The sequence below is a fragment of the Streptomyces sp. NPDC007901 genome, assembly GCF_042959465.1.
GTDB lineage: Bacteria > Actinomycetota > Actinomycetes > Streptomycetales > Streptomycetaceae > Streptomyces.
Window position 1 is genome coordinate 24,918 of record NZ_JBIBKW010000022.1, and the last position, 10,697, is coordinate 35,614.

Genomic DNA, 10,697 nt, shown 5'->3' on the forward strand with positions numbered 1-10,697 from the left:
CGTCGTCAGTCCGTCCAGGTCCAGTCGGCGACCTCGGGGAGGTCGGTGCCGTGTTCGCGGATCCAGGCGTGGTGGCGGGTGCGGGTGTCGGCCATCTGCTGGCGCAGGGCGGCGGCGCGGACGGCGAGGCCGGGGACGCGGTCGATGACGTCCATGACCAGGCGGTAGCGGTCCAGGTCGTTGCGGACGACCATGTCGAACGGGGTGGTCGTGGTGCCGGACTCCTTGTAGCCGCGCACGTGCAGGTGCTCGTGGCCGGTGCGGCGGTAGGCCAGGCGGTGGACCAGCCAGGGGTAGCCGTGGTAGGCGAAGATCACCGGCTTGTCGGTGGTGAACAGGCCGTCGTACTCGAAGTCCGTCATCCCGTGCGGGTGTTCGTCCTTCGGGAGCAGCCGGGTCATGTCGACGACGTTGACCACGCGCACGGCCAGCTGGGGCAGGTTGCGGCGGAGCAGCTGGGCGGCGGCGAGGATCTCCTGGGTGGGCACGTCGCCGGCGCAGGCGAGGACGACGTCGGGCTCGCGGGAGCCGGTCTCGGTGCCGGCCCACTCCCAGATCCCGGCGCCGCGCGCGCAGTGCACGCGGGCCTGGTCCATGGAGAGCCAGTCGAAGCAGGGCTGCTTGCCGGCCACGATGACATTCACGTAGTCCCGGCTGCGCAGCGCGTGGTCGGCGACCGAGAGGAGGGTGTTGGCGTCCGGGGGCAGGTAGACGCGGACGACCTCGGGGCTCTTGTTGAGGACGTGGTCGACGAAGCCGGGGTCCTGGTGGGAGAAGCCGTTGTGGTCCTGGCGCCAGACATGTGACGTGAGCAGGTAGTTGAGGGAGGCGACGGGCGCCCGCCAGGGCAGCTGCCTGGCCGTCTTCAGCCACTTGATGTGCTGGTTGACCATCGAGTCGACGATGTGCACGAACGCCTCGTAGCAGGAGAACAGTCCGTGCCGGCCGGTGAGGAGGTAGCCCTCCAGCCAGCCCTGGCAGGTGTGTTCGGAGAGGATCTCCATCACCCGGCCGTGCCGGTCGAGGTGTTCGTCGACCGGGAGCACCTCGGCCTGCCAGGCCTTGCCGCTGGCTCCGTAGACGGCCTGGAGCCGGTTGGAGGCGGTCTCGTCGGGGCCGACCAGCCGGAAGTTGCGCCGGACGCTGGTGTCCCGCATGACCTGTTCCAGCAGGTCGCCGAGGACGCGGGTGGGTTCGTGCAGGGTGCTGCCCGGCTTGTCGACGGGGACCGCGAACTCGTCGAGGTCGGCGATGGGCAGGTCGCGCAGGAGCAGGCCGCCGTTGGCGTACGGGGTCGCGCCGAGCCGCTTCGCACCGTCGGGGACGCAGGCGAGTACGTCGGCGGTGGGCCGGCCGTCGGCGCCGAAGAGCTCCCCGGGCCGGTACGAGCGCAGCCAGGCCTCCAGCTGCCGCAGGTGCTCCGGGTTCTCGCGGACGCCGGCCAGCGGCACCTGGTGGGCCCGCCAGGTGCCCTCGACCGGTTCGCCGTCCACCTCGGCCGGGCCGGTCCAGCCCTTCGGGGTGCGCAGCACGATGACGGGCCAGTGCGCGCGCTCGGTGACCCCGTCCTCGCGGGCCGCGCGCTGCAGCGCGGCGATGCGGTCCAGCGCCTCGTCCATCGCCGCGGCCATGGCCCGGTGCACCTGGTGCGGGTCGTCGCCCGTGACGTGGATCGGGGCGTGGCCGTAGCCGCGCAGCAGGGCGTCGAGTTCGGCCTCGGGGAGCCGGGCCAGCACGGTCGGGTTGGCGATCTTGTAGCCGTTGAGGTGCAGGATCGGCAGGACGGCGCCGTCGTGCACCGGGTCGAGGAACTTGTTCGAGTGCCAGGAGGTGGCCAGCGGTCCGGTCTCCGCCTCGCCGTCGCCGACGACGCACGCGACCAGCAGGTCCGGGTGGTCGAGGGCGGCGCCGTAGGCGTGCGACAGGGAGTAGCCGAGCTCGCCGCCCTCGTGGATGGAGCCGGGCGTCTCGGGGGCCACATGGCTGGGCACCCCGCCCGGGAAGGAGAACTGGCGGAAGAGCCGCTCCATGCCCCGCACGTCCCGGGACACGTCCGGGTAGGTCTGGCTGTAGCTGCCCTCCAGCCAGGAGTTGGCCAGCACGGAGGGGCCGCCGTGGCCCGGTCCCCAGACGCAGAGCGCATCGAGGCCGCGTGCCCTGATCACCCGGTTGAGGTGGGTGTACACGAGGTTCAGGCCGGGCGAGGTACCCCAGTGGCCGAGCAGCCGGGGTTTGATGTGCTCGGGGGTGAGCGGTTCGGTGAGCAGCGGGTTGGACATCAGGTAGATCTGGCCGGCGGCCAGGTAGTTGGCGGCCCGCCAGTGCGCGTCCAGAGTGCGCAGTTCGTCGTCGGACAGTACGGTGGCGTCCTGGTTTTCGACCGTGGACATGGATGACGCTCCGGAAGTCGTCGGTGCAGGGGTCGTCGGGTGGTGGAGGCGGCATGGCCGGCAAGAACGCGGCAGAGCTGCCGCGCAAGACGTACGAGAAGGAACTGCTCCGCCTCCAGACCGAACTGGTGAAGCTGCAGGAGTGGGTGCGGGCGACGGGCGCCCGCCTCGTGGTGATCTTCGAGGGGCGGGACGCGGCCGGCAAAGGGGGCACGATCAAACGGGTGACCGAGCACCTCAATCCGCGTTTCGCGCGGATCGCGGCGCTGCCGAAGCCGACCGAGCGCGAGCGCACCCAGTGGTACTTCCAGCGGTACGCGGCGCATCTGCCGGCCGCCGGGGAGATCGTGCTGTTCGACCGGTCCTGGTACAACCGGGCCGGGGTCGAGCATGTGATGGGCTTCTGCTCGAAGGAGGAGTACCAGCTCTTCCTGCGGCACTGCCCGATCTTCGAGCGGATGCTGGTCGAGTCCGGGATCCTGCTGCGCAAGTACTGGTTCTCGGTGAGCGACGTCGAACAGCAGGAGCGGTTCCGCAAGCGCCTGCAGGACCCGCTGCGGCGCTGGAAGCTGTCGCCGATGGACCTTGAGTCGATCACCCGCTGGGAGGCGTACTCCCGGGCCAAGGACGAGATGCTGGTGCACACCGACCTCACCGAGGCGCCCTGGAACATCGTGGAGAGCGACGACAAGCGGCGGGCCCGGCTGAACATGATGGCCCACCTGCTGTCCTCGGTGCCCTACCAGGAGCTGCCGCCGCAGGTCCTGGAGCTGCCGGAACGGCCGCCGTCGACCGGCTACGAGCGTCCGCCGCGGGATCTGCAGACCTACGTCCCCGATCACGCGGCGAGCCTCTGAGCAGCAGCGGCAGCCGGCCACCCCGCTCACACCCACTCGGGTACGACGGCGACCGGGCAGGCGGAGTGGTGCAGGGCGTCGTGGGCGGTCCTGCCGAGCGGCAGGCCGCGGTGCCCGGACTTGCGGCGGGCGCCCACGACCAGCAGATCGGCGTCGCGGGAGGCCGCCGACAGCACCTGGCGGGCGTGGCCCTCCACGGTCCGCCGGCGCAGTGTCAGGCCCTCGGGGGCCTCGTTCAGGGCCTCTTCCAGCCGCTCGGCGGCCGCCTGCTCGTGCGCCCGGGCCGGTGCCCCGGCCAGGAGAGGGTGGTCCGTGGTCTCGTGCGCCGGGCACCACCAGGCCCGTAGGGCCGCCAGCTCGGCGCCCCGCAGCTCGGCCTCGCGCAGGGCGAAGCGCACCGCTTCCCGCCGGTCCCCGACGCCCAGCAGGATCCGGCCGTGCCTGCCCGCGCCGCCCCGGGTGTCCTGGTCGCCGCGGAGCACGATCACCGGGCAGTGCGCGTGGGCGGCGACGGCGAGGCTCACGGAGCCGAGCAGGGCCTCGGCGAGGCCGCCACGGCCACGGTTGCCCAGCACCAGCAGACCGGCGTCGCGGCTCTCCCGCACCAGCGCGTACTCGGGCTCCTCCGGCAGCACCTCGGTGGACACCTTCACATCGGGCTGCCGGTACCGGGCCCGCCGGGCCGCGGCCTCGACGATGTCCTCGGCCATCACCTGCTCGGACGGCTCGGTGCGGGCGTCCGCGGGCGAGATGCCCTCGTAGCGCTCCCAGAGGGAGGCGTGGACCAGCCGCAGCGGTGTCCGACGCAGGGCGGCCTCGTCGGCCGCCCAGTCCACCGCCCGCAGGCTCGGCTCCGAGCCGTCCACACCGACGACGAGGGGCAGTTCCTCCACGACGGTCACCGCCCCGTACCGAGGTCGCCCGCGCTCCGGGCACGGGCCCGGCCGCGCGGGACCCTGTGGACGGACTCGTCGGTGGCGGCCGACGGGTGGGCCTTGTCGGTGCTGACCCGCGGGCGGGCCGCATCGGCGCCGACCGGCTGGCGGGCCGCGTGGCCGCCCCGGGTCCGGCCGGACCGGTGGGCGGTGGAGCCGGCGCGGGTCGGCGAGCGGTCGGAGCCTGCGGTGACGGTACGGAGCATGCTCTCCACCTCCTGCGGAGCGGGATCCTCCTCCTGCGGAGCGGAACCCTCGGGTCGGGTGCGGGATGTCGGCCTCGGCAAAGGCCACTCTGGCCCGGGACGGGCGGGTGCGCCGGATGCCGAAGGTCGGTGGCGGTGGGGCCGAACGGCCCCGGTCGAAAGGCCTGTTGGACCGGCACGGCGCGTCCGTCTCGCGGCCGGTCCGGGCCCGGTGGATGCTGGGGCCCCGGCGAAAGGGGTTCCATGACCGAGGGCGGCGGCGGACAGGTGAGGTGGCGCGCGGTCGCGCCCGGGCTCGGCTCGCTGCTCGGCTACCGGCGCGCCTGGCTGAAGGGCGACACGCTGGCCGGTGTGACCGTCGCCGCGTACCTGGTGCCGCAGGTCATGGCGTACGCCGGGGTGGCCGGGCTGCCCCCGGTCGCCGGGCTGTGGGCGATCCTGCCCGCACTGGCCCTGTACGCCGTGTTCGGCTCCTCACGGCTGCTGTCGGTCGGCCCGGAGTCGACGACGGCCCTGATGACGGCCACCGTGGTGGGTCCGCTCGCCGCCGGTGACTCCGCCCGGTACGCCGTGCTGGCCGCCACCCTGGCCGCCGCGGTGGGCCTGCTCTGCCTGGTCGCGTGGGCGGCACGCCTCGGCTTCCTCGCCGACCTGCTCTCCCGCCCCGTCCTCACCGGCTACCTGACCGGCGTGGCTCTGATCATGACGGTGGACCAGCTGCCGAAACTCACCGGGGTACCGACGACGGGCACCGAGTTCTTCCCCCAACTGTGGTCGTTCCTGTCCCACTTGGGAGAGGCGCACGCACCCACCCTCGTGCTCTCGGCGGTCGTGCTGGCCATGGTCCTCCTCCTGGCCCGGTACGTGCCCGCCGTCCCCGCTCCCCTGCTGGCGGTGGTCCTGGGCACGGCGGCCGTCACGGTGTTCGACCTCGACGACCGCTTCGGCATCAAGGTGATCGGCACGGTACCCTCGGGCCTTCCCGGCCTCGGCGCCCCGGACCTGGGCGAGCTGCCCCGGCTGGTCCTGCCGGCGCTGGGCGTCCTCCTCGTCGCCTACACGGACTTCATCCTCACCGCGCGCGCCTTCACCGGCCGCGGGCCGGACGAGGAGCCGGAGCTCGACGCCAACCAGGAGTTCCTGGCCCTGGGCGCGGCCAACCTCGGCGCCGGCGCCGTGCACGGCTTCCCGGTGAGCAGCAGCGCCAGCCGCACCGCGCTGGCCACCTCGGCCGGCGCCCGCAGCCAGGCGTACTCCCTGGTGGCCGGAGCCCTCGTCCTCGCCGTGCTGCTCTTCCTCAGCCCCCTGCTGACCCGCACGCCCTCGGCGGTGCTCGGCGCCCTCGTCGTCTACGCGGCGACCCGCATGGTCGACCTCGGCGGTTTCCGCCGGCTGGCCGCCTTCCGCCGCCGCGAGCTGCTGCTGGCCCTCGGCTGCCTGGCCGGGGTGCTCGCCCTGGACATCCTGTACGGCGTGCTGGTGGCCGTGGGCCTGTCGATCGCGGAGCTGCTGACGCGGGTGGCCCGCCCGCACGACGCGGTCGAGGGACTGGTCCCCGGACTGGCGGGCATGCACGACATCGACGACTACCCGGCCGCCCGGACCGTCCCCGGTCTGCTCGTCTACCGTTACGACTCGCCGTTGTTCTTCGCCAACGCGGAGAACTTCCGGCGCCGGGCCCTGGCCGCCGTGTCCGACCAGACGGAGCCCGTCCGCTGGTTCGTCCTCAACACCGAGGCCAATGTGGAGGTCGACATCACCGCCCTCGACGCGGTCGACGACCTCCGCCGCGAACTGACCGCGCGCGGTGTCGTGTTCGCCCTCGCCCGCGTCAAACAGGATCTCCTGGACGACCTCCGGGCGTACGGCCTGGCCGGCTCGGTCGGCCCGGACCGCATCTTTCCGACGCTGCCGACGGCGGTGGCGGCCTACCGCGAGTGGCTCGCGAAGCAGCCCCCGCAGTAGCCCGCACGGCCCGCGGGGACGGCCGTACGGCCCGCGGGTGGGCTGATGGTCCCGGGGTGGCGGGTCCGCTCGGCCCATGGCGGGAGCGCACCCCGTGGCACACGCTGGCGGCAGGACCACGTACACCCGCACCGGGAGGCCCGCCATGAACGCACCCCCGTCCCCCAGCGTGCTGCGCGCGCTGCCCGCCGAGTACCGGGACCGTCTGATGCCGGCCGCGCGGGAGGTCTCGTTCGCCGCCGGGACCCGGCTCTTCGACGAAGGCGGCCGCGCCGACCGGTTCTGGATCGTCCGGACCGGCAGGATCGAGCTCGACATGCATGTGCCCGGCCGCCGGGCGGCCGTCATCGAGAACGTCGGCCACAACGAACTGGTCGGCTGGTCCTGGCTGTTCGGCCCGCGCGTGTGGCACATGGGCGCCGCGGCGACGACCCCGGTACGCGCCTGGGAGTTCGACGCCGAGACCGTCAGGTCGCTGTGCCGGCAGGACCCCGGGCTGGGGAACGCCGTCGGCCAGTGGGTGGGCGAGGTGCTGGCCCACCGCCTGCGCGCCGCCCGCACCCGACTGCTCGACCTGTACGCCCCGTACGGCGCCGGGGCGAGCGTCTGACCGGGGAGTGACCGAGGAGTGACCCCCATGCACGGCACGCCGCACATCGTCAGCGACGTCATGACCACGACCGTCGTGAGCGTCGGACGCGGGGCCCCGTTCAAGGAGATCGTGCGGCTGATGCGGGACTGGCGGGTCAGCGCCCTGCCCGTGGTCGAGGGCGAGGGCCGGGTCGTCGGCGTCGTCTCCGAGGCGGACCTGCTGCGCGAGGAGAAGTTCCGCGACGCGGAGGAGGTCCGGGACGCGGAGGAGGTCCGGGACGCGGAGGAGGTCCGGGACGCGGAGGAGGTCCGGGACGCGGAGGAGGTACGGGCCGCGGAGGCCGAGGCCGGTGCCCTGACGGCGGGCGGGCTGATGACCGCCCCCGCGCTCACCGTCCGTCCCGGCGCCACGCTCGCCCGGGCGGCGCGGATCATGGCACGGGCCGGGGTGAAGCGCCTGCCCGTGGTCGACGAGGTGGGCGTCCTCCAGGGCGTGGTGAGCCGCGCCGACCTGCTCAAGGTCTTCCTTCGTGACGACGAGGAGATCGCGGAGGAGGTCCGGCGCGAGGTGGTGTCGTACCTCTTCCCCGCCCCCGCGTCCCTGCTGCGGGTGGTCGTCCGCGACGGGGTCGTGACGCTCGCCGGCCGGATCCGCGACACGTCCCTGGTCCCGGTGGCGGCACGGCTGGCCAGAGCCGTCGAGGGCGTGGTGGACGTGGACTTCGACCTGTCCCCGCGCCCGGCACCCGCCGCGGCGGCGGGCCCGGAGCGCACAAGTGGGGCCGGACGGCCCTAGTGCGGCCCGCCCCGGCGGAGCGATGATCTTTGGGGGCAGCCCGCGGTCTGCCCGCGCATCCGGTGAGGACGAGGGGCCGTCATGACGCAGTCGCGCACGTTCACGGAACAGGACCCGATCAGGGTCTTCCTGCTGGACGACCACGAGGTGGTCAGGCGTGGCATCACCGACCTGCTCGAGGCGGAACCGGACATCTCCGTCGTCGGCGACGCCGGCACCGTCCAGCACGCGCTCGCCCGCGGTCCGGCCCTGCGGCCGCACGTCGCCGTCCTCGACGTCCGGCTGCCCGACGGCGACGGCATCACCGTCTGCCGGGAACTGCGCGACCAGATGCCGGAGCTGGCCTGCCTGATGCTGACGTCCTTCGACGACGAGGAGGCCCTGCTCGACGCGATCATGGCCGGGGCGTCCGGCTATGTCCTCAAGCAGATCAAGGGCTCCGACCTGGTCTCCGCGGTGCGCACCGTCGCCTCGGGCCAGTCGATGCTGGACCCCGCGACCACGGCCCGCCTGATGCGGTCGCTGCGCGCCGACCCCGTCGAGACACCCTCGGTGCCCGCCGAACTGGCGAACCTGTCGCCCCGCGAACGGGACATCCTCGCGTTGATCGGCGACGGCCTCACCAACCGCGAGATCGGCAAGAAGCTCTACCTCTCCGAGAAGACCGTCAAGAACCACATCTCCCGGCTGCTGGCCAAGCTGGGCGTCCAGCGCCGGGTGCAGGCCGCGGTCCTCGCCTCCCACCTGGAACAGCCGGGTTCCGGGGAGCGCATGGGCAAGTGAGGGAAGCCCGTGCCGGCCGGGTCTCAGGTCCGCGGGCCCAGCAGCCGGATCGCGTCGGCGGCCACCGGGCCGTCGGCGTCGTTGGTCAGCTCGACCGACGTGCCGAGACCGGCCGGCAGGCTGAACTCGCCGAGCGAGACCCACGTTCCGCCGCGCGGATCGGTGGCTCCGGCGGCCCGCTGGTCGATGCGTACGGTCGTGGTGGTGTCCGGCTGGACGACGGTGTACGGGGCGTTGCTCGCGCGGCTCGCGGCCGGGGGGTAGGACGCCTGGATCTCGTACACGCCGTCCTGGGGCACGACCGGGCGCCAGCGCACCTTCCGCTGGCCCGAACCGGCGGGCGCCGTACGGTAGTTGCCCGACCAGTAGCCGGGGTCCGCCGTCGCCGTCGGCCAGCTGCCGCCGACGATCTCGAAGCCCAGCCGGTCGTTGTCCACGACCACCTCGGCGCGTACGTCGGCGGAGCCGGGCGCCTCGACCAGGCTGAGCGAGTCGAGGCCCAGGCGGGTGCCGCCGCCCCTGCCGGTCCCGGTCACCGCGCACCGCAGGGTGTGCCGGCCGGCGCGCAGCCGGGTGGTGCCGAGGCGGGCCAGGTCGAAGCCGTCCGCCGACTGCGCGGTGGCGTCGATCGCGTAGGCGGGCAGGCCGGAGCCGTCCACGGTGACGGTGGCCAGGGCGCCGTCCGCGGTGCGGTGGTAGCGCAGGAGCAGTTCGTACTCTCCGGTGTGCGGCACCCGGAAGGTGAACTCCACCGCGTCTCCCAGCTGTTCGGGGGTGAAGTCCAGGCGCTCGGCGCGGCGCGCCAGCGGATCGCCGACGGTCTGCACGGCACCCCCGGTGACCTCGGGGTCCGACTCGGCGAGGGTGACGACGGTCTCCCGGTAGTGGGGACCGCGGCGCAGGCTGTCACGGCCCCCGGTCAGCCAGTCCAGGGAGAAGCGGCAGACGTTCACCCGCAGCGGGACACTGGCCATGTCGCCGTCGCAGCCGTAGAGCAGCACGATGGTGCCGTCGGAGAGCCGGGCGAGATCCGAGTAGAAGGAGCGGTTCTCGTTGACGACCCGCTGGTAGCGGTACGAGTAGCCGTCGTCGTAGCTGACCGCCACCGTCATGTTGCGTCGGACGGGTGAGTCGGGGCGGCTGAACAGCACCCGCCCGGTGTCGTGGCCGCCGGTGTAGCGCAGCAGGCCGGCGTCGACCGCGTTGAAGGAGCCGGTGGCGCCGTCGAACGCCGGCTGCGACCAGGTGAGGCCGTCGTCCGTGCTGACGGAGACGATGCGCTGTCCCTCACCGCCCGCCGCGGCGCGGCCGTTGACGAACACGCTGCCGTCGGCGCGCTGCACCAGCCGCGCCTCGTTGATGGGGTACGCGACCTGCACGGGCACTGCGCCGGTCGCCTGCCAGGTGGCGCCGTGGTCGTCGCTGTAGATCGGTGCGACGCCGTAGAACCGCTGGGCCACGGTGTTGCCGACGATCACCCTGCGGTGCGCGCAGTTGAGCAGCAGCCGGCCGGATCTCAGCTGGATGCCGTGGCCCGGACCCGGGCCGTGCAGCGCCCAGTTGTAGGGAAAGCCGTCGAACAGGCCCGCCAGGTTGCGGACTTCGCTCCAGGTCCGGCCGCTGTCCCGGCTGGAGATCACATAGAGGTCGCCCGAGTCGCCCGAGCAGGAGGTGTTCTCGGGCAGCCGGAGCGAGAGCATGTAGAAGAGGAAGACCTCCCGCGTGCGGCGGTCCACGACCAGCGCCGGGTTGCCCCAGGACTCGCCGTCGACGGAGGTGACCAGGGTGCGGCTCTCCTCCCAGCTCCGGCCGCCGTCGGTGCTGCGGCGCAGCAGCAGGTCGCGCGGTCCGGCGTCGCACACCTCGTGGCGGCCTTCGGTGACGGCCAGGACGGTGTCGTCGGGCAGTACGGCGAGCGCGTGGACGTGGTAGCTGACCAGCGGGCCCTCTCCGGAGTCCCAGAGGGTCTGCTCCTCGAAGAAGGTGCCGTGCCGGTCGGCGGCGTGGGCCGCCGACCCGAGGGCCACGGAGCCGAACGCGGCGGTCGCCGAGGCGCCGACGACCCCGAGAGCGAAGGATCTGCGGTTCATGGCGGTGCGGTGCGGTCCGCTGTCGGACATGGTGGGCCACCCCTTTCGGGCGGTACGGAGGTGAGGGAACCGGCGCGGGACGGC

Annotated in this window: 9 protein-coding genes; 5 read left to right on the top strand and 4 right to left on the bottom strand. The window is 73.3% G+C overall.

The genetic code is table 11. The annotated features are described in order from the left end of the window. Positions 1-5: 5 nt before the first annotated feature. Positions 6-2,390 (bottom strand): phosphoketolase, encoded by a 2,385-nt coding sequence (locus ACFZDK_RS44590; RefSeq protein WP_390981810.1) that lies wholly within the window; start codon positions 2,388-2,390, stop codon positions 6-8. A gap of 53 nt (positions 2,391-2,443) precedes the next feature. Between ACFZDK_RS44590 and ppk2 the strand changes: the two genes are divergently transcribed. Beyond that, positions 2,444-3,247, top strand: a complete 804-nt coding sequence (gene ppk2, locus ACFZDK_RS44595) for a polyphosphate kinase 2 (RefSeq protein ID WP_390981812.1) — start codon at positions 2,444-2,446, stop codon at positions 3,245-3,247. A gap of 26 nt (positions 3,248-3,273) precedes the next feature. Here ppk2 and ACFZDK_RS44600 read toward each other — a convergent pair whose 3' ends face one another. Further along, entirely contained in the window at positions 3,274-4,149 is an 876-nt protein-coding gene (locus ACFZDK_RS44600; protein ID WP_390981815.1) for a universal stress protein, read from the bottom strand. After that, the gene (locus ACFZDK_RS44605) at positions 4,146-4,388 is read right to left on the bottom strand and encodes a hypothetical protein (RefSeq protein ID WP_390981818.1); all 243 of its coding nucleotides are present in this window, start codon (positions 4,386-4,388) and stop codon (positions 4,146-4,148) included. Before ACFZDK_RS44605 ends, ACFZDK_RS44600 begins: the two co-directional genes overlap by 4 nt. A gap of 243 nt (positions 4,389-4,631) precedes the next feature. Here ACFZDK_RS44605 and ACFZDK_RS44610 point away from each other — a divergent pair, with 243 nt between their 5' ends. From ACFZDK_RS44610 to ACFZDK_RS44625, 4 genes are all read left to right on the top strand, one after another. Beyond that, complete coding sequence (locus ACFZDK_RS44610) at positions 4,632-6,353, top strand: sulfate permease (RefSeq protein ID WP_390981821.1); 1,722 nt, start codon at positions 4,632-4,634, stop codon at positions 6,351-6,353. Between the two features lie 145 nt (positions 6,354-6,498). Further along, on the top strand, positions 6,499-6,963 hold the full coding sequence (locus tag ACFZDK_RS44615; RefSeq protein ID WP_390981823.1) for a cyclic nucleotide-binding domain-containing protein: 465 nt from the start codon (positions 6,499-6,501) through the stop codon (positions 6,961-6,963). Between the two features lie 27 nt (positions 6,964-6,990). Beyond that, a complete protein-coding gene (locus ACFZDK_RS44620) occupies positions 6,991-7,740 on the top strand; it encodes a CBS domain-containing protein (protein ID WP_390981826.1) in 750 nt (249 codons plus the stop codon). A gap of 81 nt (positions 7,741-7,821) precedes the next feature. Further along, positions 7,822-8,523: a response regulator gene (locus ACFZDK_RS44625; protein ID WP_390981829.1), complete on the top strand. Its 702-nt coding sequence runs from the start codon at positions 7,822-7,824 to the stop codon at positions 8,521-8,523. A gap of 23 nt (positions 8,524-8,546) precedes the next feature. Here the strand turns inward: ACFZDK_RS44625 and ACFZDK_RS44630 are convergent, their stop codons facing one another. After that, positions 8,547-10,643: an exo-alpha-sialidase gene (locus tag ACFZDK_RS44630; RefSeq protein ID WP_390981832.1), complete on the bottom strand. Its 2,097-nt coding sequence runs from the start codon at positions 10,641-10,643 to the stop codon at positions 8,547-8,549. Positions 10,644-10,697: the final 54 nt, after the last annotated feature.

Bases quoted from the DNA above. Each gene is read 5' to 3' on its own strand.
- ACFZDK_RS44630 (WP_390981832.1), bottom strand. From the start codon at position 10,643: ATGTCCGACAGCGGACCGCACCGCACCGCCATGAACCGCAGATCCTTC.
- ppk2 (WP_390981812.1), top strand. From the start codon at position 2,444: ATGGCCGGCAAGAACGCGGCAGAGCTGCCGCGCAAGACGTACGAGAAG.
- ACFZDK_RS44615 (WP_390981823.1), top strand. From the start codon at position 6,499: ATGAACGCACCCCCGTCCCCCAGCGTGCTGCGCGCGCTGCCCGCCGAG.
- ACFZDK_RS44605 (WP_390981818.1), bottom strand. From the start codon at position 4,388: ATGCTCCGTACCGTCACCGCAGGCTCCGACCGCTCGCCGACCCGCGCC.
- ACFZDK_RS44625 (WP_390981829.1), top strand. From the start codon at position 7,822: ATGACGCAGTCGCGCACGTTCACGGAACAGGACCCGATCAGGGTCTTC.
- ACFZDK_RS44620 (WP_390981826.1), top strand. From the start codon at position 6,991: ATGCACGGCACGCCGCACATCGTCAGCGACGTCATGACCACGACCGTC.
- ACFZDK_RS44590 (WP_390981810.1), bottom strand. From the start codon at position 2,390: ATGTCCACGGTCGAAAACCAGGACGCCACCGTACTGTCCGACGACGAA.
- ACFZDK_RS44610 (WP_390981821.1), top strand. From the start codon at position 4,632: ATGACCGAGGGCGGCGGCGGACAGGTGAGGTGGCGCGCGGTCGCGCCC.